Consider the following 21,279-nt stretch of genomic DNA (forward strand, 5'->3'; position numbering starts at 1 on the left):
TGGTCCCCTGTGGCGCGGACGGTCAGGCGCTGCCCGGCTCGACGAGGCCCGACTCGTAGGCCACGATGACGAGTTGGGCCCTGTCGCGCGCGCCCAGCTTGCCCATGATGCGGCTCACGTGCGTCTTCACCGTGAGCGGGCTGAGGCCGAGGACGTCGGCGGCCTCCGTGTTGGTGAGGCCGCGCGCCACGAGGGTCAGGACCTGGCGCTCGCGGCCGGTGAGCGCGGCGAGACCGGGCGGGACGGGGCCGGGTTCGGCCGGGGAGCGCAGGACGCGGGCGATGAGCCGGGCCGTGGGGCCGGGCGAGAGCAGGGACTCGCCGGCGGCGACGGTGCGGATGGCGTCGAGGAGTTCGGCGGGCCTGGTGTCCTTGACGAGGAATCCGGACGCGCCCGCCCGCAGCGCCTCGACGACGTGTTCGTCGGTGTCGTACGTCGTCAGCATCAGGACCTTGACGCCCGCGAGGTCCTCGTCGGCGGCGAGCAGGCGGGTCGCCTCGATGCCGTCGAGGTCGGGCATGCGGATGTCCATGACGATCAGGTCGGCGCGGCGGGCGCGGGCCTGCTCCACGGCCTCGCGGCCGGTGCCGGCCTCGCCGACGACCTCCATGTCGGGCGCGGACTCGACGAGCATCGCGAACGCGGCCCGTACGAGGGTCTGGTCGTCGGCGAGGAGTACGCGCACGGGCTGGGGCTCGGTCACGGGTGTCCCCCGGTCGGCAGAACCGCCGCGACTTCGAAGCCGCCCTGCGCGCGCGGCCCGGCGTCGAGGGTGCCGCCGACGCTGCGGGCCCGCTCGCGCATGCCGAGCAGGCCGAAGCCCGGGGGCCGGTCGGGCTCGGGCGAGGAAGAGGGCGGTGACGAGGGCGGTGGTGTGCCGTCGTCGGCGACGCGCAGGTGGAGGGCGTCGCCGAGGCTGCGGATGCCGACGCGGACGGTGAGTCCGGGGCCGCCGTGCCGGACGGCGTTGGTGAGGGCCTCTTGCACGATGCGGTAGGCCGCGGCGCCCACGGCGGGCGGTGCCTCCATGTTCTCGACGGACAGGTCGACGGTGGCTCCGGCGGTGCGGGCGGCCTCGGCGAGGCCGGGCAGTCCGTCGAGCCCGGGGAGCGGGCCGCGGCTGTCGTCGGGGCCGGCGCGCAGCACTTCGAGGGTGGCGCGCAGTTCGCCGCGCGCGGTGCGGCAGGTCTCGGCGATGTCGTCGAGCGCCTTGGCCACGGCGGCGCGGTCCAGGCGCTCCGGGTCGGCCTGCAGGACGTGGGCGGCCACCGACGTCTGGACGCCGACGAGGGTGATGCTGTGGGCGAGCAGGTCGTGCAGGTCGCGGGCGACGCGCAGCCGCTCCTCCGCGACCCGGCGCCGCGCCTCCTCCTCGCGGGTCCGTTCGGCCCGCTCGGCGCGTTCCACGACCGAGGCGACGTACTGGCGGTGGACGCGGACGATGACGCCGACCAGGAGGAACGCGACGATCCAGCCGGAGATCCGCAGCGCCTCCGTGCCCTCGTTCATGCCCTCGCCGAACTTGACGCCGAGCATGATGCCGAGGACGCCGGCGCCGAGGAACAGGGTGCGCAGGGGACGCCCCGTCGCGGCGATCGTGTAGAGGGCGGTCATGGAGACGGCCATCGGCGCCGTGTGGTTGTAGTCGAGCGCGTGGTACGGGGCGACGCAGACGACGAGGCCGAGGAACGCCCGCACCGGCGCCCGCCGCCGGAACGCCGACGGGACGTGCGCGGCCAGGAGCAGGGCCCAGCCGAGCGCGTCGGGGTGACGGCCGTTGCCGCTCGTGGTGAGGGCGATCACGACGGCGGCGACCGCCGCGGCGGCGGCCAGGAGCGCGTCCTCGAGCAGGGTCCGGGCGGCGCTGACGTCGCGCCGGCCGAGGCCCGGGACCAGGATGTGTTTGACGTCCACCGGTTCATCTTCCGTCAGAAGGGCGCGGAGGACGCCCCTCCGGGGAGAGAGGGGCGCCCTGGGGTCCGCGGGGCGGTCAGGGTGCGGGCGCGAGGGTGCGATCCGGTTCCTGGGCCGGTGGCCGGGGCTGCGGGTTCCTGGACAGCGGCCCGGGCCACCACACCGTACGGCCGAGGGCCATGCTCGCCGACGTCACCAGGTACGTACGGACGAGGAACGTGTCCAGGAGCACGCCGACCGCGATGACGAAGCCCATCTCGACGAGCGACACCAGCGGCATGTTGGTGAGGACCGAGAACGTCGCGGCGAGGACGAGCCCGGCCGACGCGATCACCCCTCCCGTGGTGCGCAGCGCGGTCAGCGCGGCGGCTCCCGGTTCGGCGCCCGCGAGGGACTCCTCGCGCATGCGGTGCATCAGGAAGATGCCGTAGTCGACGCCGAGGGCGACGAGGAACACGAAGGTCAGCAGGCCGAGTCCGGGATCGGTGCCCTGGAAGCCGAACAGCGGCTCGAAGACGAGTCCGGCGATGCCGAGCGAGGCGCCCCACACGGCGACGACCGCGGCGAGCAGGATCAGCGGCGCGACGAGGCTGCGCAGCAGCACGACGAGGATCAGCAGGACGGCGGCCAGGACGATCGGCACGACGACCATGCGGTCGCGGGAGTTGGTGTCCCTGAGGTCGAGCTGCTGTGCGCTCTGTCCGCCGACGTACGAGCCCTTGCCGTCGAGCCGGTCGCGCAGGGTCTCGATGGTGGTGGTCTCGCCCGTGGACTGGGGCGGGGCGGAGGCGGTGACGGAGATCTCCGTCCAGCCGTGTCCGCTGCGCACCTGCTCGGCGGCGGCGACCCCGGGCACGTCGCGCGCGGTGGCGAGCGTCTCGCCGGCGCGGCCCGTCGGGGTGATCACGCTGATGGGCTGGGTGCCGCGCTCGGGGTACGCGGCGGCCAGGGTCTGCATCGCGACGACGGAGTCCGGCTTGTCGGTGAAGGTGTCCTCCTGTTTGAGGCTGCCGGGCAGGCTGAACACGCCGAGCGCGAGCGCCCCGAGGAGCAGGGCGCCTGAGGCGAGGACGGTCAGCGGCCTGCGCCCGGCCGAGCTGCCCATCACCGCGAACAGGGACCTGCGGGCCTTGGGCGTGGAGCCGTACACAGGCACGAGCGGCCAGAACACGCGCCGCCCGAGCAGGACGAGAACGGCGGGCAGCAGCGTCAGCATGGCGAAGAGCGCGCACAGGACGCCCACGGCGCCGAGCGGTCCCATGCCGCGGCTGCTGTTGAGGTCGGCGGCGAGCAGGCAGAACAGGCCGACGGCGACGGTCCCCGACGAGGCGAGGACGGCGGGTCCGCAGCCGCGCAGCGCGGCGCGCATCGCGTCGTGGGGCCGCTCGACGCGGCGCAGTTCCTCGCGGTAGCGGGAGACGAGGAGCAGCGCGTAGTCCGTGCCCGCGCCGAAGACGAGGATCGTCATCACGCCGGAGCTCTGGCCGCTGACGGTGGTGCCGAACGCCTGGTGGAGTCCGTAGGCGACGCCCATCGACAGGAAGTCGGCGACGCCCGCGACGATCAGCGGCACGAGCCACAGGAAGGGGCTGCGGTAGATGAGGACGAGCAGGATCGCGACGACGGCGACGGTCGTGTACAGCAGGGGGCCGTCGAGCGAGCCGTAGACCTCGCTCGCGTCGGTGGCGAGCGCCCCTGCTCCGCCGGTGTCGACGCTCAGGCCGCCGGTGTCGTGGGCGATGTCGCGCACATCGTTGACGAAGGCGTCGCGGGCCTTCTCGTCGTGTCCCGGTGCGGTGCTGGCGACCGGGTACATGAGGGTGGCGCCGTCGCGGGACGGTACGCCCTTCGGGACGGCGGTGAGGTCGAAGCCCTTCTCGATGCGGGCGACTTGGGCGGCTGCCGTGGTGCGGTCGGCCGCGGTGAGCCCGCCGTCGCGGTGGTAGACGAGGACGAGTTCGGTGCTCTCGCCGCCCGGCAGTTCGTCCTGGATCTTCGCCACCTGCGTGGAGTCGGCGCTCGCCGGCAGATAGTCGACGGCCCGGTCGTGCTGGACGTCGCTCAGCTTGCCGGCGAAGGGCCCGGCGATCGCGAGCACGACGATCCACAGGCCGAGCAGCGTCCAGGGCACGGCTGCCCGGCGCCTCACTGTCGGTGCGCCCCCCATCGGCGGGCCTCCCTCACATCACGGTGTCCGGTGTCGCCGTCCGGTCGGACAGGACGTCTCCAGACTCCCGTCGGCCGGGCCTCGGTTCGTCGGACGTGAGGGCGAGGTGCGGGGTACTGCCGGGGGTGCGTACGGCGGGCCCGTACTCCCCGGGGAGTACGGGCCCGCGGTACGGCGTCACGACGGGGTGCGGGCCGCTTCCAGGAGCTGTGACACCTCGTCGGTGCACATGGTGAGCGCGGCGCCCGCGGTGCTGAGTACGTCACGTTCGGCGGGCGTGTAGGGCCCGTCGGCGAGCGCGATTCTGGCGCCCTGGAGGAGGATCGACTCGCGTCCGGCGGGGGCGAGGTGCGGGGCGAGCGGGTCGAGGGCCTCGTGGAGTTCGATGGCGAGTCCGGCGCCGGGCCCGCAGTGTTCGGGGACGCGGCCCGCGTCGGTGAGCAACGCCTCGACGAGCGCGGCGAGCTGGACGTCCGTGCAGTCGTCGAACCCGGCGCCGCGCAGCGTCGCGACAGCGGTCTCGAGGGCCGTACGGGAGGAGACTCCGCCCGCGGAGAGGACCGCGAGGACGACGGTGTGGACGGCGTCGCGGAGCATCGCGGAGAAGCGGTGCGTGGTGGGGTGGTCGAGGACGTCGGCGGCGAACCGGTCCTCGCAGGCGGCGCATTCGACGACGGGTCCGGTGGCGCCGCGCGGGACGAGCGGGATGCCGAGGAGCACGAAGCGGCGACGGCCCGTGCGGCGGCGGTAGTTACGGTCGCCGCCGCAGCCGGGACAGAAGAACTCGCCGTCGCCGACGGTGGTCCACGCGGTGCGGACGCCGATGAGGCCCGACAGGGGGCGCGCCCCGGCGCGTGCCACTGGAACACCGGGACCGTTACGACTGGTTCGTCCCCAATTCAGCAGCACGTCGCACACCTCCGTCGACCCCCAGGCCCCATCGCCTGGTTGGGCGTGATGTTAGCCACATTGTTGATACGGCGTCATCACCTTGTACGGGACCGTGGCCGGTATACGACGCGGCCCCGCCCGCCACGAGGGCGGACGGGGCCGGGGAAGGTGCCGGTGACCTGGGTCAGCGTGCGGAGCGGTTGACCGCGGAGACCACGGCCTTCAGGGACGCGCGTGTCGTATTCGCGTCGATGCCGATGCCCCACAGGACCTTGTCGCCGATCGCGCACTCGATGTACGAGGCGGCCTGCGCGGAGGCGCCCTCGCTCATCGTGTGCTCCTGGTAGTCCAGCAGGCGGGCGTCGATGCCGACGGCCTGCAGGGCGTCGAAGAACGCGGAGATCGGGCCGTTGCCCGTACCGGTCAGGACGGTGGCCTCACCGTCGACGTCGGCCGATACGGTCAGCGTGTCGACGCCGTCCGTGTCGGTCGTGCTCTGCCCGGCCTTGACCTGGATGCGGCCCCAGGGGTTCTCGGCGTGCGGCAGGTACTCGTCCTGGAAGACCGACCAGATCTCCTTCGGCGTGACCTCGCCGCCCTCGGCGTCCGTCTTCGCCTGGATGATCTTCGAGAACTCGATCTGCATGCGGCGCGGCAGGTCCAGCTTGTGGTCGTTCTTCAGGACGTACGCGATACCGCCCTTGCCGGACTGCGAGTTGACGCGGATGACGGCCTCGTAGGAGCGGCCGACGTCCTTCGGGTCGATGGGCAGGTACGGAACCGCCCACTCGATGTCGTCGACGGACTTGCCCGCGGCCGCGGCCCGCGCGTCCATCGCCTCGAAGCCCTTCTTGATGGCGTCCTGGTGGGAGCCGGAGAAGGACGTGTAGACCAGGTCGCCCGCGTAGGGGTGGCGCGGGTGGACCTCCATCTGGTTGCAGTACTCAGCCGTGCGACGGATCTCGTCGATGTCGGAGAAGTCGATCTGCGGGTCGACACCCTGCGAGAACAGGTTCATGCCCAGCGTGACCAGGTCGACGTTGCCGGTGCGCTCGCCCTGGCCGAACAGGCAGCCCTCGATGCGGTCGGCGCCGGCCATCAGAGCCAGCTCGGCGGCGGCGACGGCCGTGCCGCGGTCGTTGTGCGGGTGCACGGACAGGCAGACGTACTCCCGGTTCGACAGGTTGCGGTGCATCCACTCGAAGCGGTCCGCGTGCGTGGACGGGGTCGAACGCTCCACCGTGGCGGGCAGGTTGAGGATGATCTCGCGGCCGGGGCCCGGCTTGTAGACCTCCATGACCGCCTCGCAGACCTCCAGGGCGAAGTCCAGCTCGGTGTCGGTGAAGATCTCCGGGCTGTACTGGTATCCGAAGGTCGTCTCCGGGCCGAGGATCTTCTCCGCGTAGTCCATGACGTGCTGCGTGCCGTCGATGGCGATCTGCTTGATCTGTTCCTTGGTGCCGCGGAAGACGATCTCGCGGAAGGTCGGCGCGGTCGCGTTGTACAGGTGCACCGTGGCGCGCTTGGCGCCCTTCAGGGACTGGACCGTGCGCTCGATGAGCTCCTCGCGCGCCTGCGTCAGCACGGAGATCGTCACGTCGTCCGGGATCGCGCCCTCTTCGATGATCGACCGTACGAACGCGAAGTCGGTCTCGCCGGAGGCGGGGAAGCCGACCTCGATCTCCTTGTAGCCCATGCGGACCAGCAGGTCGAACATCTCGCGCTTGCGGGCCGGGGACATCGGGTCGATCAGCGCCTGGTTACCGTCGCGCAGGTCGGTGGAGAGCCAGCGGGGGGCGACGGTGACGCGCTTGCCGGGCCACGTGCGGTCGGGGATGTCGACCTGCTCGTACTGTCCGTACTTGTGGACCGGCATGGAAGTGGGGCGCTGGAAGTTCGGCATGTGCGGGGGCTCCTCGGGTGTGTCCGGAAGGACGGCCGACGGTCTAAGCGCAACACCGAACTCCGCGGGGAGGGGGTCGGCCTCGACTACAGGCCCTCGCCGCGGCAGCTAAGGAGAAGCAGCCCGAAACGCATGATGCGTCGCAGCCTAGCCCAGCTGGGGGAGGGACGCGGGTGTGTATCAGTATGCGGGATCGGCGTCAGGTAACGGGCAAGAGGTGACGAATACCTCTATTTCATTAATTCCGGCTGCAGGTAGTGACAGTGTGATCACGCAATGCCACATTGCCGCCATGACCGCGAACCGTACGGGCTTCGAGCCCGTCTTCTGCACCATCGTGCCGCCCCACATCCTCGACAAGGCCGCCCGCTCCGACGACCCCGCTCTGTCCGCACCGGCCCGCCGCACCCTGGAACGCGACGCCCTCGAGCGCACACGCCGCCGTCTGACCACCGTGATCGGCGCCCCCTCGGTGGCCGCCCCCACGGACGCCGTCGCGCACAAGCCGCACCGCACGCTCTACGACGCGGGCCACCGCACCGAGCTGCCGGGCACGAAGGTCCGCGGTGAGGGGGACGAGCCCGGCAAGGACGCGACCGTCAACCGCGCGTACGCGGGCCTCGGCGCCACCTTCGAGCTGTACCTGGAGAAGTACGCCCGCGACTCCATCGACGGCAGCGGTCTGCCGCTGAAGGCATCCGTGCACTTCGACAACGACTACAACAACGCGTTCTGGAACGGCGAGCAGATGGTGTTCGGCGACGGGGACGGGGAGATCTTCCTCGACTTCACCATCCCGGTCGACGTGATCGGCCACGAGTTGACGCACGGTGTCACCCAGTACACGGCGAACCTCACGTACTTCGGGCAGCCGGGCGCCCTGAACGAGTCGGTCTCGGACGTCTTCGGCTCCCTGATCAAGCAGTACTCGCTCGGCCAGGACGCCGCCGACGCCGACTGGCTGATCGGCGCGGGCCTCCTCGGGCCGCGCGTCACCGGCAAGGCGCTGCGCTCCATGAAGGCGCCCGGCACGGCGTACGACGACGACGTGCTCGGCAAGGACCCGCAGCCCGCCGACATGGACCACTTCGTGCGGACCAGCAGCGACAACGGCGGTGTGCACATCAACTCCGGCATCCCGAACCACGCCTTCTATCTGCTGGCCGTGGCGCTCGGCGGCAACGCGTGGGAGCGGGCCGGGCAGATCTGGTACGACGTCCTGACCGGCGGGGAGCTGGCGCAGGACGCGTCCTTCGCGGACTTCGCGAAGCTGACCGTGAAGGCGGCGCGCACCCGCTACCGGGACGGCGAGGAGCTGGAGTCCGTCCAGAAGGCCTGGTCGCAGGTCGGCGTGCCCACGGAGTAGGGCCCGCGTCAGGCGCGGGACTCGACGGCCGCCCGGCTGGGCAGCGGGCGGCCGCTGGAGTAGACAGGTCCCATGCGTATTCAGGTCATCCGTACCGGAGGATTCGCCGGGATCGAGCGGCGGGCCGAGGTCGACACCTCGGGCCGCGCCGACGCCCACGAGTGGCACGCCCTGGCCGAGCAGGCGCTGGCCGGGGGCCGGGGCACGCCGCCGGTGGGGGTGCCGGACGGGTTCAGCTACACGATCACGGTGGACGGGAAGACCGTGTACTGCGCGGATCCGCGGCTCACGGACGAGCAGCGGGGGCTGATCTCGCGGGTCCTGAAGGAAGGGGCGTAGCGGCGCTTCGGGGGCGCAACGACCTTTTGCCGCAAGGGCGTTGACTTCTTTTACCGCCGGTACGGATGATCGCGCGCATGGCAGCGAGCGAACCGGTACCTCAGTTCCCGCACGACTTCCTGTGGGGCGTGTCCACCTCGGCCCACCAGATCGAGGGCGCCGTCGACGCGCGCCTGCCCTCGGTGTGGGACGCGTTCACGGCAGAGCCGGGGCGGGTGAAGGACGGCTCGACGGCCGCCGTCGCCTGCGACCACTACCACCGCTACGGCGAGGACGTGGCGCTGATCGCGGGGCTCGGGGCGGGGGCGTACCGCTTCTCCGTCTCCTGGCCGCGGGTCCTGTCGCCGGGCGGCCTCGACTTCTACGACCGGCTCGTCGACGCGCTGTGCGCGGCAGGCGTACAGCCCGTGCCGACGCTCTTCCACTGGGACACCCCGCTGTCCGTGGAGGAGGCGGGCGGCTGGCTGAAGCGGGACACGGCCTCGCTCTTCGCGGATTACGCGGCCGAGGTCGCGGACCGGATCGGCGACCGCGTACGGAAGTGGATCACGCTCAACGAGCCCGCCGAGCACACCCTCCTCGGCCACGCGCTCGGCCGGCACGCGCCCGGCAAGGAGCTCCTGTTCGACGCGCTGCCGGCGGCCCACCACCAGCTCCTCGCCCATGGCCTCGCCGTACGGGCGCTGCGCGCGGCCGGCGCCACGGACATCGGGATCGCGAACTCGCACGGCCCGACCTGGCCCGCCTCCGACGACCCCGCCGACCGTGAGGCCGCGGACTTCTACGACGTGCTCCTCAACCGGCTCTTCGCCGACCCGCTGCTCCTCGGCGCCTATCCGGAGGGCATCGGCGACCTGATGCCGGGCGATGCGGACGCCGATCTGAAAGTGATCGCGGAGCCCGTCGACTGGTACGGGATCAACTTCTACCAGCCGACCGAGGTGGGCGCGCCGCTCGCCTCCGGCGAGGCGACAGAGTTCTCCGGCCTCACCCTGCCGCCCGAACTCCCCTTCGCCCCGAGGGAGATCGAGGGATACCCCGTCACGGACTTCGGCTGGCCGGTGGTCCCCGAAGCGCTCACCGAGCTCCTCCTCGCCTTCCGCGACCGCTACGGCGACCGGCTCCCGCCTCTCGTCATCACCGAGAACGGCTGCAGTTACGAGGGTGTGGACGACCAGGAGCGGATCGCTTACCTGGACGGCCATCTGCGGGCCCTGCACCGCGCTCTGGAGGCGGGCGTCGACGTGCGCGGCTACTTCGTGTGGTCGCTGATGGACAACTTCGAGTGGGCGGAGGGCTACGCGCGCCGCTTCGGCCTCGTCCACGTCGACTACACGACCCTGGAGCGCACACCGAAGGCGTCGTACCACTGGCTGCGGGACGTGCTGCGGGCGCAGCGCGCATGACCGCCGCCGTCGCGGCGCTCGACGAACCCGTCGAGCGGGTCGGGCGCGGCTGGACGGCCGCGCTGTCGCTGGCCAACGGGGCGATCTGGGTCGGCTGGTACGGACCCCTGCAGATCCTGCTCGCCCTCCAGGCCGAGGACTTCGCGCCCGGCACCGGCATGTCCAAGGAGACGCTGCTCGCGTGGGTGACCGGGGTGGGCGCCGTGGTGTCGCTCGCCGCGAACCCGTTCTTCGGCGCGCTCTCGGACCGTACGGTGTCGCGGTTCGGGCGGCGCACGCCCTGGATCGTGGCGGGCGCGGGCGGCGGCGCGTGCGCGCTGCTCCTGCTGGCGGGGGCCGGGTCCGTGTGGACGATGGCGGCCGGCTGGTGCCTGGTGCAGCTGACGCTGAACGCGGCGTTCGCGGCGGTGACGGCGGCCGTGCCCGACCGGGTGCCGCGGCTCCAGCGCGGCGCGGTGGGCGGCTGGCTGGGGGCCGCGCAGATCCTGGGCGTGGTCGTCGGCACGGGGCTCGCGACGGTCGTGGGCGGGGTCGGCGCCGGGTACACGGCGTGCGCGGTGTTCGCCCTGGTGGGCGTCCTGCCGTACGTGCTGCGCCATCCGGATCTGCGGCTCGCCGCGGCTGACCGTCCTCCGTGGGCCTGGCGGACCTTCCTGGCCGGGTTCTGGCTGAGCCCCCGCCGCCACCCCGACCTCGGCTGGGCCTGGCTGACCCGCTTCCTGATCAACCTCAGCAACGCGCTGGTCCTCCTGTACCTCCTCTACTACCTGCGCGACCGCCTGCACTACGGCGACCCCGACCAGGGTGTGCTGATCCTGACCGCCGTCAACGGCGTGACCCTGCTGTGCACCGTCGTCGTGGCCGGGATCGCCTCCGACCGGCTGGGGCGCCGCAAGCCCTTCGTGATCTGGTCGGGCGTCCTGATGGCGGTGGCGACGGCCGCGCTGGCCGGCTGGCAGACGTGGCCGGGCGCGATCGTCGCGGCGGCGGTCCTCGGCGTCGGCTTCGGCGTGTTCACCTCGGTCGACTTCGCGCTGATGACGGACGTCCTGCCCAAGGCCATGGACCGGGGCAAGGACCTGGGCGTCATCAACGTCGCCAACTCGCTGCCCCAGGTCGCCGCGCCCGCACTCGCCGCGCCGGTCGTGACGTATCTCGGCGGCTACCGCGTCCTGTACCTGGTCGCGGCGGTGATCGGGCTCGTGGGGGCCCTCCTGGTGCGGCGGATCCGTTCGGTGGCCTGAGCGGTGGGCGCTGCCGGTGGGCTCTACAGCGCGCCGGCGTCCACGGCCGTCCAGACGGACGGGAAGAACGGGCGGAAACCCAGTTCGCGGCGGATGCGGGCGGTCGACATGACACCGGCCCAGGGATCCGGGTCCACCTTGTCGTACGCCTCCGGCGGCACCGGCACGCCGTTGACCTGGTACACGTCGACCATCGTGACCGGGGCGTCGTCGGCGATGTTGTAGACGCCGTGCGCTCCCGGCGCGTACAGGAGGCGTTGCAGACCCTGGGCGACATCCAGGTGGTGGCCCATGTGCAGACGCTGCATGGCCGGCCAGTTCTGCGCGTACTGCGTCACATCGGCCAGGTGCGAGTCCCCGTCGCCGTACACGAAGGGCAGCCGGGCGATGCGCAGGTCGTCGAGGCCGTCCATCGCCCGCAGCGCGCGCTCCGCCTCCCACTTCGACTCGGGATAGGCGCCCCACATGTGGCCGCCCGGCACCGTCCCGTCGTCCTCGACCAGCGGCCTGCCGCGCCCGGAGCCATACACCAGACCTGTGCTGACCTGCACGAACCGCCGCACTCCCGAGGCCACGGAAGCCCGGGCCAGCTCGATGGCGGCGTCCCTGTTGACCGCCCGCGCCTCCTCGTCGGGCACTCCGCGGAAGGCAGCGGCGACGTTCACCACGGCGTCCGCCCCGGCCGTCGCCTTGCCCAGCACGTCCGCGTCCCGCAGATCGCCGACCACGACATCCGCGCCCAGTGCGGCGAACCGCTCCCCGCGTGCCGCGTCCCGCACGAGCACCCGCACCTGGTCGCCCGGCGCCGTGCTCTGCAGCAGTCGCGGCACGAACCGCTGTCCGACCTTGCCCGTCGCACCTGTCACCAGTGTCAGCATGGCCGCCTCCTCGTGTTCCGTAGCCATGCCTGAAGCCTGCGCGAGTGACGGGCGCGGCGGGAGAGACGCGGTTGTCCGGGGACTGGCGCTCCCTGGTTACGAGGACGGATCCGAGCGATCCTGAAGAGGTGAACCGAGCCGAACTCGCCGACTTCCTGCGCCGCTCCCGGGCCCGCCTGGCACCCTCCGACGTGGGCCTGACCGCGGGCTCGCGGCGCCGCACGCCGGGGCTGCGCCGCGAGGAGGTGGCGCAGCTCGCCGGAATGTCCACGGACTACTACACGCGCCTGGAGCAGCGCCGCGGCTCCCATCCGTCGCGGCAGATGCTGACCGCGCTGGCCCGCGCGCTGCGGCTCAACGACGCCGAGCGGGACCATCTGTTCCATCTGGCGGGCCAGGAGCCGCCCCGGCCCGGCCGCTCCAGCGGGCATGTGCGTCCGGGGCTGCTGCTGATCCTGGACCGGCTGCACGATCTGCCGGCGGCGGTGATCAGCGACTGGGGCGAGATGCTCGCCCAGAACACGATGTCGGTGGCCCTGACCGGTGACCGCACCGGGCAGAACCTGATCCGTGCCTGGTTCACGGACCCGGCGGGCCGGGCGCTGTCCCCGCCCGAGGACTACGAGATCCACGCCCGCGCCCACGTGGCGAGCCTGCGGGCCGTCGCGGCGGCCCGCCCCGACGACCCGGGCCCGGCCGCGCTCGTAGCCGAACTGCGCGCCGGATCACGGGAGTTCGAGGAGCTGTGGAAGTCGCACGACGTCGTCGTACGACGCCCGTCCCCGAAGCGCTTCGTCCACCCCGTGGTCGGCGTCCTCGACCTCGACTGCGAGGTCCTGCTCAGCGACGGCCACGACCAGCAACTCGTCGTGCACTCGGCCCAGCCGGGCACGCAGACGTACGAACGCCTGGAACTGCTGCGGGTCGTGGGACTCCAGGACCTGACCCCGAGCTCGTACGAGGGCTAGGACCCGGCAGACCCGGAGGCCCGGCTCGCGCAGCTGCCTCGGGGCACGCTGCCCGTCCTTCGCGACCTCCACATGAAGGTCCGGGCCGCGTCGACGTGCGGCCAAGGCCGCGCGGCCGACGTGCCGAGAAGCACCACGACCCGCCCGCTCCGCCTCAGAACCCCAGCTTGCGCAGCTGCCTCGGGTCGCGCTGCCAGTCCTTCGCGACCTTCACGTGCAGGTCCAGGAAGACGGGGGTGCCGAGGAGCGCTTCGATCTGCTTGCGGGACTTGATGCCGACGTCCTTGAGGCGCTTGCCCTTCGGGCCGATGATGATGCCCTTCTGGCTGGGGCGCTCGATGTAGACGAAGGCGTGGATGTCGAGGAGCGGCCGGTCCGCCGGGCGGTCCTCGCGCGGCAGCATCTCCTCGACGACGACGGCGATGGAGTGCGGCAGCTCGTCACGCACACCCTCCAGCGCGGCCTCGCGGATCAGCTCCGCCACCATGACCTGCTCGGGCTCGTCCGTGAGGTCGCCCTCCGGGTAGAGCGCGGGGCCCTGAGGCAGCAGCGGGACGAGCAGGTCGGCGAGCAGGTCGACCTGCTTGTCGCCGACGGCCGAGACGGGCACGATCTCCGCCCACTCGAAGCCGAGCTCCTTGCCGAGCTGGTCGATGGCGATGAGCTGCTCGGCGAGCTGCTTGCTGTCGACCAGGTCGGTCTTGGTGACGATCGCGACCTTCGGCGTCTTCTTGATGGAGGCGAGCTCCTTGGCGATGAAGCGGTCGCCGGGGCCGAGCTTCTCGTTCGCGGGCAGGCAGAAGCCGATGACGTCGACCTCGGCCCACGTCGTGCGCACGACGTCGTTGAGCCGCTGGCCGAGCAGCGTGCGCGGCTTGTGCAGGCCCGGGGTGTCGACCAGGATCAGCTGGGCGTCGGGCCGGTGCACGATGCCGCGCACCGTGTGCCGCGTGGTCTGCGGCTGGTCCGCGGTGATCGCGACCTTCTTGCCGACCAGAGCATTCGTGAGGGTGGACTTGCCCGCGTTGGGGCGGCCGACGAAGCAGGCGAAGCCGGCCCGGTGGGACGCTTCCCCGGACGGCTCGGATGACTGGGTACGAACGCTCATGGCGCCCATTGTCCCTGATCCACCGCGCCCTGCCGCACCTGCGGGGCGAGCCGGTCCGCCGTGAGGCTCCGGAAACCCCCGCGCAACACGAAACACCGCGGAAACGCGCGGGTCAGCGAACGGAAACGCGCGACGGTGAGGCTCGTCGTCCGCCCCCACGCCCGAGGAGACCCCCCCGTGCTGACCGAGAACGCGCCGCTGGCCGCCTCCCCCGGCCTCGACACCGGCGACACCGCGTGGCTGCTGGCCGCGACCGCGCTCGTCCTCCTGATGACGCCGGGCCTGGCCCTCTTCTACGGCGGCATGGTCCGCACGAAGAGCGTCCTGAACATGCTGATGATGTCGTTCGTGTCGATCGCGCTGGTCACCGTCGTGTGGCTGGTCGCCGGCTACTCGCTCGCGTTCGGCGACGACGCGTTCGCGGGCCTCATCGGCGGTCTGGAGCACGCGGGCATGGCGGGCATCGGCCCGCACAGCCTGACCGGCACGGTCCCCACGTTCCTGTTCTCCACCTTCCAGCTCACCTTCGCGTTCCTGACGGCCGCGCTGATCAGCGGCGCGGTCGCGGACCGCACGAAGTTCGCGGCCTGGCTGGTGTTCGTACCGGTGTGGACGCTGCTCGTATACGTTCCCGTGGCGCACTGGGTGTGGGGTCCCGGCGGCTGGATCTCGCAGTCGCTCGGCGGGCTCGACTTCGCGGGCGGCCTCGTCGTGGAGATCGCCTCGGGCGCGTCCGGTCTGGCCCTGTGTCTGGTCCTGGGCCCGCGTCTCGGCTTCAGGAAGGAGGCGATGCGCCCGCACAACCTGCCGATGGTGATGACGGGCGCGGGTCTGCTCTGGTTCGGCTGGCTCGGCTTCAACGGCGGCTCGGCGCTCGCCGCGAACGGCCTGGCGGCCGCCTCCGTCCTCAACACGCTGGTCGCGGGCTGCACCGGCCTGCTCGGCTGGCTCTTCGTGGAGCACAAGCGCGACGGTCACCCCACGACGTTCGGCGCGGCGTCCGGCGCGGTCGCCGGCCTCGTCGCGATCACGCCGGCGTGCGGCGTGGTCGGCGTACCGGGCGCCTGCGTGGTGGGTCTGGCTGCGGGTGTCGTCTGCTCGTACGCCGTCGCGTGGAAGTTCCGCTTCGACTACGACGACTCGCTGGACGTCGTCGGTGTCCACTTCGTCGGCGGTGTCGTCGGCACCCTGCTGATCGGCCTGTTCGCGACGGCCACGATGACCGGCGGCAAGGAGGGCCTGTTCTACGGGGGCGGGTTCGGGCAGCTCGGCAGGCAGGCGCTCGCCGTGCTCACCGTCGCGGCGTACACGTTCCTGGTGACGTACGGGATCGGCAAGGCGATCGACCGGGTGACGGGCTTCCGGGCCTCGGCCGAAGAGGAACTGACGGGCCTCGACCAGACGGTGCACGCGGAGAGCGCCTACGATCACGGCGTCCACGGCGGACACACCGCCCCGCACACCGCCCACTCCGCCCTGTCGAAGGAGCCCCCCGCATGAAACTGGTGACCGCGATCGTCAAGCCGTTCCGCCTGGACGCGGTGAAGACCGCGCTCCAGGAGCTCGGCGTGCAGGGCCTGACCGTCACCGAGGCCAGCGGGTACGGGCGCCAGCACGGCCACACCGAGGTCTACCGCGGAGCCGAGTACCGCATCGACCTCGTCCCCAAGATCCGGATCGAGGTCGTCGTCGAGGACGTGGACCTCGACCCGGTCATCGACGCGATCGTGAGCGCGGCGCAGACCGGGAAGATCGGCGACGGCAAGGTGTGGGCGGTCCCGGTGGAGACGGTCGTGCGCGTACGGACGGGCGAGCGGGGGCCGGACGCGGTGTAGGCAACTTCGGGGCTCCGCCCCGGACCCCCGTCCACGAACGCCGGACGGGCTGAATGTCTCAGCCCGCGGCCACGGCCCCCTGCACCACTCCGTCGGGCCCCGCGAGGAACACCGGCGTACCCGCGCCCCCCAGATCGCGTACCGCCGCCAGATCCGCCCCGTCGACCTGCGAACCGTCGGAGACGACGGCGGCGGCCTCCAGCGACTGCGCTCCCGACGCCACCGCCATCGCGACGGCGGTACGCAGGGCGGAAAGCTTCAGGGAGTCCAGCGAGACGGTCCCCGCCACATACGTACGCCCCGTCTCGTCGCGCACGGCGGCCCCCTCGGGCACACCGTTGCGCGCCCGGGCGCTGCGGGCCAGCGTGACGATCTTGCGGTCCTCGGCGGTGAGGTCGTTGCTCTCAGTCATGGGGTGAGCATAGGGAACGCCGTCACGCTCCCCCGGCAACGGGGTACACGGCCCCACGCCGCCCCTCGGGGAACGCGCGCGGCTCCCGCCGGCGGTACGCGCCGGCGTCGTCAGGCACGGTCGAGCTTGAGGCGCTCGGCCCTCGGCAGACCGGCGACCACGAGGTCGTACGAGTCCTCCACGAGCTCCTGGACCATCCGGTCCGGGAGTTCGCCGACGGTCACGGTGTTCCAGTGCCGCTTGTTCATGTGCCAGCCCGGCACGATCGCCCCGTGCTCGGCGCGCAGCCGCACCGCGTCCTCGGGGTCGCACTTGAGGTTGACGGTGAGGGGCCGCGCGTCCAGGTTCGTCAGGGCGAAGAGCTTGCCCAGGACCTTGAAGACGGACGTGTCGGGGTTGAACGGGAACTCCTCGACGGCCGCGTTGAACGACAGACACAAGGCGCGCAGCTCCTGCGGCGTCACGACGTCACTTCTCCTCTTCGCCCACCGGCTCCACGAGCACTGTCACGATCTTGTTGCGCCGGCCGGCGGCGGACTCCGCGGTGAGCCGCAGCTCGCGCCCGTCGGGCAGTTCGACGGCGGACGAGGCCTCCGCGATCGGCACCCGGCCGAGCGCCTTGGCGAGGAGCCCGCCGACGGTCTCCACGTCCTCGTCGTCGTACTCCTCGATGCCGTACAGCTCGCCGAGGTCGCCGATGTCGAGGCGGGCGGTCACCCGGAAGCGTTCGTCGCCGAGGTCCTGCACGGGCGGGAGTTCACGGTCGTACTCGTCGGTGATCTCGCCGACGATCTCCTCGAGGATGTCCTCGATGGTGACGATGCCCGCGGTGCCGCCGTACTCGTCGATGACGACGGCGACGTGGTTGCGCAGCTGCTGCATCTCGCGCAGGAGGTCGCCCGCGTTCTTCGTGTCGGGCACGAACGTGGCGGGCCGCATCGCGGTCGAGACGAGCTCGCTCTCGGCGTCCCGGCTGATGTGCGTCTTGCGGGCGAGGTCCTTGAGATACACGATGCCGACGACGTCGTCCTCGTTCTCGCCGGTGACCGGGATGCGGGAGAAGCCGGAGCGCAGGGCCAGCGTGAGCGCCTGCCGGATGGTCTTGTACCGCTCGATGGCGACCAAGTCGGTACGGGGGACCATGACTTCGCGGACCAGGGTGTCGCCCAGCTCGAAGACGGAGTGCACCATGCGGCGCTCCTCGTCCTCGATGAGGGACTCCTTCTCGGCGAGGTCGACCATGGCGCGCAGCTCGGCCTCGGAGGCGAAGGGCCCGCGCCGGAACCCCTTGCCGGGGGTCAGGGCGTTGCCGATGAGGATGAGCAGCGGCGGAATGGGCCCCATGATCCGGGCCAGCGGCAGCAGCACGTACGCGGCGGCCGTGGCCGTGTTCAGGGGGTGCTGCCGTCCGATGGTCCTGGGCGAGACGCCCACCGCCACGTACGAGACGAGGACCATCACGCCGATGGCGACGGCCAGCGCCTCCCAGGTCGCGTCGAACTCCTGGAGGCAGGCGTACGTGACCAGGGACGCGGCGGCCATCTCGCAGGCGACCCTGACCAGCAGCGCCACGTTCAGATAGCGGGTCGGGTCGGCGGCCACCTGGGCGAGCCGGTCGCTGCCGCGCCGCCCGGACCGGACGGCCTCCTCGGCGCGGAAGCTGGAGGTGCGGGCGATGCCGGCCTCGGCGCAGGCCGCCAGCCAGGCGATCACGACGAGGGCGACGGCGCCCGCGGCTAGCGAAGGACTCATGACACGGTGGGCGCGGGGGACGGACCGGTCAGGCCCTTGTCACCCCGCCACCCGTCCACGATGGCCGCCTGAAGCCCGAACATCTCGGCCTTCTCGTCGGGCTCCTCGTGGTCATAACCGAGCAGGTGCAGCACCCCGTGCACGGTGAGCAGCTGGAGCTCCTCGTCCATGGAGTGCTGCGTGGGCGCGTCCTCGCCCTGCTTCTTCGCGACCTCCGGGCACAGCACGATGTCGCCGAGCAGGCCCTGCGGGGGCTCCTCGTCGTCCTTCGACGGCGGCCGCAGCTCGTCCATCGGGAACGACATGACATCCGTGGGCCCCGGCAGGTCCATCCACTGCACGTGCAACTGCTCCATGGCGTCGGCGTCCACGACGATCACCGAGAGCTCGGAGAGCGGGTGGATGCGCATCCGCGCGAGCGCGTAGCGGGCGATGTCGAGGATCGCCTGCTCGTCGACCTCGGTTCCGGACTCGTTGTTGACGTCGATCGACATGCGGTGCTTGCTACTTCCCTCTGCCGCGGCCCTGGTGCGAGCCGTTCTCGGTGCCGTGCTGGCTGTCGTACTTCTCGTACGCGTCGACGATACGGCCGACGAGCTTGTGCCGGACGACATCCTGGGAGGTGAGCCGCGAGAAGTGGACGTCGTCGAGGCCCTCCAGGATGTCCTGGACCTGCCGCAGACCGCTCTTGGTGCCGCTCGGCAGGTCGACCTGCGTCACGTCACCGGTGATGACGATCTTCGAGTCGAAGCCGAGCCGGGTGAGGAACATCTTCATCTGCTCGGCGCTCGTGTTCTGCGCCTCGTCCAGGATGATGAAGGCGTCGTTCAGCGTGCGGCCTCGCATGTAGGCCAGCGGCGCCACCTCGATGGTGCCCGCGGCCATCAGCCGGGGGATCGAGTCCGGGTCCAGCATGTCGTGCAGCGCGTCGTACAGGGGGCGCAGATACGGGTCGATCTTCTCGTAGAGCGTGCCCGGCAGGAATCCGAGCCGCTCGCCCGCCTCCACGGCCGGCCGCGTCAGGATGATGCGGTTGACCTGCTTGGACTGCAGGGCCTGCACGGCCTTGGCCATCGCGAGATAGGTCTTGCCCGTACCGGCGGGGCCGATGCCGAAGACGATGGTGTGCTTGTCGATGGCGTCGACGTAGCGCTTCTGGTTGAGGGTCTTCGGACGGATGGTCCGGCCCCGCGACGAGAGAATGTTCTGAGTGAGAACCTCGGCCGGGGTCTCCTGGCCGTCACCCTCCCCGTTCTCGCTCGCCTTGAGCATGGCGATCGAGCGTTCCACTGCGTCCTCCGTCATCGGCTGTCCGGTGCGGAGCACCAGCATCATCTCGTCGAACACGCGCTGGATGAGGACGACTTCCGTGGCGTCGCCCACAGCGCTGATCTCATTGCCCCGGACATGAATGTCGGCCGCCGGGAAGGCCTTCTCGATCACGCGAAGCAGCGCGTCGCCGGATCCGAGGACGGTCACCATGGGATGGTTCGCCGGGACCGTGAAACGCGCTCGTGCCTGAGCGGTGGGTGTCTGAGTCATGGGCCGGCACTGAAGGCCTGCTCATCCTCCTCGTGCGGGGGCTCGCGCCCGCGTCGACAGCCTTGCACTGCCCAGGGTACGACGGTGCACCGACAACGCTGTAGGCCTTTTCCGCGGGCCCGGGCCTCCCGCTAGACGCCCCGCCCGAAGCCGATCGTCGGCACCGCCCGCCGCAAGGGCCACGGCCGGCTCACCTCGGGCAGCAGCGCCTCCAGGAAGGCGTACCGGCGCAGGGCCGTGGGCTCCTGGTCGTCGTAGGCCTGCACATGGCGCCACCAGGCCGCTATTTCCGACCAGCCGGGCGCGGACAGCGATCCGCCGAACTCCTGCACGGACAAGGCGGCGGTGAGCCCGGCGAAGGCGAGCCGGTCGGCCAGCGGCCACCCCGCGAGCGTCCCGGTCACGAACCCGGCGACGAACACGTCCCCGGCGCCGGTGGGGTCCAGGGCGGCGACCTCGATGGCGGGCACGGAGGCGGTCTCCCCGCTGCGGGCGTCCACGGCGTAGGCGCCCTCGGCCCCCAGGGTGACCACGGCCAGCGGCACGTGCTCGGCCAGGGCGTGCGCGGCGGCCCGGGGGCAGGACGTACCGGTGTAGCGCATCGCCTCCTCGGCGTTCGGCAGGAAGGCCTCGCAGCGCGACAGGTCGTCGAGAGAACTCAGGTCCCAGCGGCCCGTGTCGTCCCAGCCCACGTCACCGAAGATCCGCGTCCCGCGGCCCGCGGCCGTCGCGATCCAGGGCTCGCTCAGCCCGGGGGCCAGCGAGGCGACGGCGGCGCGGGCCTGCGGGGGGCACTCGGGGGCGGGCTCTCCGGGCGGCGGCTCGTGACCGTGGCTGACCATGGTCCGCTCGCCCTCGTAGGCCATGGAGACGGTGACGGGCGAGTGCCAGCCGGCGACGGTCCGCGACGACGTCAGGTCGATGCCCTCGCCCTGCTCCAGGCTGTCCCAGCAGTACTCGCCGTAGTGGTCGTCCCCGAAGGCGGCGGCCAGCGACGTCCGCAGCCCGAGCCGCGCCAGGGCGGTGGCCATGTTGGCGACTCCGCCGGGGCTGGACCCCATGCCGCGCGCCCAGGACTCGGTCCCCCGCACGGGGGCGCTGTCCAGACCCGTGAAGATGATGTCGAGGAAGACGGTCCCCGTCAGATAGACGTCGCAGGGCGGATCGTCGGGGGTGCGCAGCCGGGCGAGCGGATCCACATGCGCCGGATCGTTGGAGTTCACGGTGGGCTCCCCAGAGTCGTGAGGGTCCGCACAGTGTGCCTGATACCCCACGGGCAACGCGCGTAGCACGGCGTACGGAACGGGAGTCGGCACCCCCGGAGCGGGGTCGCTGTCGCTGCCTGTTTCCTCGAAAATGCGGCCTCATTTACCCCCACTCCTACCCCCCAAACAGAACGTGGTCCAGATCACACCGGCCCAGCTGTTTTCACCCTCCCCGCGCTTGATACAAATTGGCCGCGCCCCCTCGTATCGCGAGCCCCGGCGCACCCCCCAATCCCCTTGCCTGTTCAGGCATCCCCGCAGTTCCGCATGCCCTGATCCCCGTACACCG

20 protein-coding genes are annotated in these 21,279 nt (G+C 71.6%); 7 read left to right on the plus strand and 13 right to left on the minus strand.

What is annotated here, in order from left to right; translation table 11 throughout:
* Positions 1-22: 22 nt before the first annotated feature.
* The 5 genes from ACZ67T_RS29610 to leuA all read right to left on the minus strand — a co-directional run bounded on the left by ACZ67T_RS29610 (position 23) and on the right by leuA (position 6,875).
* On the minus strand, positions 23-634 hold the full coding sequence (locus ACZ67T_RS29610; RefSeq protein ID WP_469988205.1) for a response regulator: 612 nt from the start codon (positions 632-634) through the stop codon (positions 23-25).
* A 65-nt stretch (positions 635-699) separates the two neighbouring features.
* A complete protein-coding gene (locus ACZ67T_RS29615) occupies positions 700-1,914 on the minus strand; it encodes a sensor histidine kinase (protein WP_469988061.1) in 1,215 nt (404 codons plus the stop codon).
* Between the two features lie 76 nt (positions 1,915-1,990).
* Positions 1,991-4,081, minus strand: a complete 2,091-nt coding sequence (locus tag ACZ67T_RS29620; protein WP_469988062.1) for an MMPL family transporter — start codon at positions 4,079-4,081, stop codon at positions 1,991-1,993.
* 177 nt (positions 4,082-4,258) lie between these two features.
* Entirely contained in the window at positions 4,259-4,942 is a 684-nt protein-coding gene (locus tag ACZ67T_RS29625; RefSeq protein ID WP_100594275.1) for a TerB family tellurite resistance protein, read from the minus strand.
* A gap of 214 nt (positions 4,943-5,156) precedes the next feature.
* The gene (leuA, locus tag ACZ67T_RS29630) at positions 5,157-6,875 is read right to left on the minus strand and encodes a 2-isopropylmalate synthase (RefSeq protein WP_469988063.1); all 1,719 of its coding nucleotides are present in this window, start codon (positions 6,873-6,875) and stop codon (positions 5,157-5,159) included.
* 292 nt (positions 6,876-7,167) lie between these two features.
* On the opposite strand from leuA, the gene ACZ67T_RS29635 reads away from it, so the two are divergent.
* The 4 genes from ACZ67T_RS29635 to ACZ67T_RS29650 all read left to right on the plus strand — a co-directional run bounded on the left by ACZ67T_RS29635 (position 7,168) and on the right by ACZ67T_RS29650 (position 11,230).
* Positions 7,168-8,241, plus strand: a complete 1,074-nt coding sequence (locus ACZ67T_RS29635; protein WP_469988064.1) for a M4 family metallopeptidase — start codon at positions 7,168-7,170, stop codon at positions 8,239-8,241.
* A gap of 72 nt (positions 8,242-8,313) precedes the next feature.
* Positions 8,314-8,580, plus strand: a complete 267-nt coding sequence (locus ACZ67T_RS29640; protein ID WP_100594272.1) for a protealysin inhibitor emfourin — start codon at positions 8,314-8,316, stop codon at positions 8,578-8,580.
* A gap of 65 nt (positions 8,581-8,645) precedes the next feature.
* Entirely contained in the window at positions 8,646-9,986 is a 1,341-nt protein-coding gene (locus ACZ67T_RS29645; RefSeq protein WP_469988065.1) for a GH1 family beta-glucosidase, read from the plus strand.
* On the plus strand, positions 9,983-11,230 hold the full coding sequence (locus ACZ67T_RS29650; RefSeq protein WP_469988066.1) for an MFS transporter: 1,248 nt from the start codon (positions 9,983-9,985) through the stop codon (positions 11,228-11,230). Before ACZ67T_RS29645 ends, ACZ67T_RS29650 begins: the two co-directional genes overlap by 4 nt.
* Positions 11,231-11,253: 23 nt before the next feature.
* Here the strand turns inward: ACZ67T_RS29650 and ACZ67T_RS29655 are convergent, their stop codons facing one another.
* The gene (locus ACZ67T_RS29655; RefSeq protein ID WP_384675572.1) at positions 11,254-12,108 is read right to left on the minus strand and encodes an NAD-dependent epimerase/dehydratase family protein; all 855 of its coding nucleotides are present in this window, start codon (positions 12,106-12,108) and stop codon (positions 11,254-11,256) included.
* Between the two features lie 128 nt (positions 12,109-12,236).
* Here ACZ67T_RS29655 and ACZ67T_RS29660 point away from each other — a divergent pair, with 128 nt between their 5' ends.
* A complete protein-coding gene (locus ACZ67T_RS29660) occupies positions 12,237-13,076 on the plus strand; it encodes a helix-turn-helix transcriptional regulator (RefSeq protein ID WP_469988067.1) in 840 nt (279 codons plus the stop codon).
* Between the two features lie 154 nt (positions 13,077-13,230).
* On the opposite strand, the gene era is transcribed toward ACZ67T_RS29660, so the two are convergent.
* Positions 13,231-14,193: a GTPase Era gene (gene era, locus ACZ67T_RS29665; RefSeq protein WP_376256053.1), complete on the minus strand. Its 963-nt coding sequence runs from the start codon at positions 14,191-14,193 to the stop codon at positions 13,231-13,233.
* A 168-nt stretch (positions 14,194-14,361) separates the two neighbouring features.
* On the opposite strand from era, the gene ACZ67T_RS29670 reads away from it, so the two are divergent.
* Complete coding sequence (locus ACZ67T_RS29670) at positions 14,362-15,684, plus strand: ammonium transporter (RefSeq protein ID WP_469988068.1); 1,323 nt, start codon at positions 14,362-14,364, stop codon at positions 15,682-15,684.
* Positions 15,681-16,019 carry a P-II family nitrogen regulator gene (locus ACZ67T_RS29675; RefSeq protein ID WP_469988069.1) on the plus strand — a complete coding sequence of 113 codons (339 nt, stop codon included), beginning with the start codon at positions 15,681-15,683 and terminating at the stop codon, positions 16,017-16,019. Before ACZ67T_RS29670 ends, ACZ67T_RS29675 begins: the two co-directional genes overlap by 4 nt.
* A gap of 58 nt (positions 16,020-16,077) precedes the next feature.
* Here ACZ67T_RS29675 and ACZ67T_RS29680 read toward each other — a convergent pair whose 3' ends face one another.
* The 6 genes from ACZ67T_RS29680 to ACZ67T_RS29705 form a co-directional block, all read right to left on the minus strand.
* Positions 16,078-16,431, minus strand: coding sequence for a cytidine deaminase (locus tag ACZ67T_RS29680; protein WP_469988070.1), 354 nt, complete (start codon positions 16,429-16,431; stop codon positions 16,078-16,080).
* Positions 16,432-16,541: 110 nt separating this feature from the next.
* Positions 16,542-16,895, minus strand: coding sequence for an MmcQ/YjbR family DNA-binding protein (locus ACZ67T_RS29685; protein ID WP_469988071.1), 354 nt, complete (start codon positions 16,893-16,895; stop codon positions 16,542-16,544).
* Positions 16,896-16,899: 4 nt separating this feature from the next.
* Positions 16,900-18,183 (minus strand): hemolysin family protein, encoded by a 1,284-nt coding sequence (locus ACZ67T_RS29690; protein ID WP_469988072.1) that lies wholly within the window; start codon positions 18,181-18,183, stop codon positions 16,900-16,902.
* Positions 18,180-18,677: an rRNA maturation RNase YbeY gene (gene ybeY, locus ACZ67T_RS29695; RefSeq protein ID WP_116513047.1), complete on the minus strand. Its 498-nt coding sequence runs from the start codon at positions 18,675-18,677 to the stop codon at positions 18,180-18,182. Before ybeY ends, ACZ67T_RS29690 begins: the two co-directional genes overlap by 4 nt.
* A gap of 10 nt (positions 18,678-18,687) precedes the next feature.
* Positions 18,688-19,725 (minus strand): PhoH family protein, encoded by a 1,038-nt coding sequence (locus tag ACZ67T_RS29700; RefSeq protein WP_469988073.1) that lies wholly within the window; start codon positions 19,723-19,725, stop codon positions 18,688-18,690.
* A gap of 131 nt (positions 19,726-19,856) precedes the next feature.
* On the minus strand, positions 19,857-20,948 hold the full coding sequence (locus ACZ67T_RS29705) for a carbohydrate kinase family protein (protein ID WP_469988074.1): 1,092 nt from the start codon (positions 20,946-20,948) through the stop codon (positions 19,857-19,859).
* Positions 20,949-21,279 lie beyond the last annotated feature (331 nt).

The organism is Streptomyces sp. NPDC107517 (assembly GCF_055582645.1).

Coding starts and splice junctions, on each gene's coding strand:
- leuA (WP_469988063.1), bottom strand. CDS start 6,875: ATGCCGAACTTCCAGCGCCCCACTTCCATGCCGGTCCACAAGTACGGA.
- ACZ67T_RS29655 (WP_384675572.1), bottom strand. CDS start 12,108: ATGCTGACACTGGTGACAGGTGCGACGGGCAAGGTCGGACAGCGGTTC.
- ACZ67T_RS29640 (WP_100594272.1), top strand. CDS start 8,314: ATGCGTATTCAGGTCATCCGTACCGGAGGATTCGCCGGGATCGAGCGG.
- era (WP_376256053.1), bottom strand. CDS start 14,193: ATGGGCGCCATGAGCGTTCGTACCCAGTCATCCGAGCCGTCCGGGGAA.
- ACZ67T_RS29675 (WP_469988069.1), top strand. CDS start 15,681: ATGAAACTGGTGACCGCGATCGTCAAGCCGTTCCGCCTGGACGCGGTG.
- ACZ67T_RS29650 (WP_469988066.1), top strand. CDS start 9,983: ATGACCGCCGCCGTCGCGGCGCTCGACGAACCCGTCGAGCGGGTCGGG.
- ACZ67T_RS29635 (WP_469988064.1), top strand. CDS start 7,168: ATGACCGCGAACCGTACGGGCTTCGAGCCCGTCTTCTGCACCATCGTG.
- ACZ67T_RS29620 (WP_469988062.1), bottom strand. CDS start 4,081: ATGGGGGGCGCACCGACAGTGAGGCGCCGGGCAGCCGTGCCCTGGACG.
- ybeY (WP_116513047.1), bottom strand. CDS start 18,677: ATGTCGATCGACGTCAACAACGAGTCCGGAACCGAGGTCGACGAGCAG.
- ACZ67T_RS29700 (WP_469988073.1), bottom strand. CDS start 19,725: ATGACTCAGACACCCACCGCTCAGGCACGAGCGCGTTTCACGGTCCCG.
- ACZ67T_RS29680 (WP_469988070.1), bottom strand. CDS start 16,431: ATGACTGAGAGCAACGACCTCACCGCCGAGGACCGCAAGATCGTCACG.
- ACZ67T_RS29690 (WP_469988072.1), bottom strand. CDS start 18,183: ATGAGTCCTTCGCTAGCCGCGGGCGCCGTCGCCCTCGTCGTGATCGCC.
- ACZ67T_RS29610 (WP_469988205.1), bottom strand. CDS start 634: ATGCTCGTCGAGTCCGCGCCCGACATGGAGGTCGTCGGCGAGGCCGGC.
- ACZ67T_RS29645 (WP_469988065.1), top strand. CDS start 8,646: ATGATCGCGCGCATGGCAGCGAGCGAACCGGTACCTCAGTTCCCGCAC.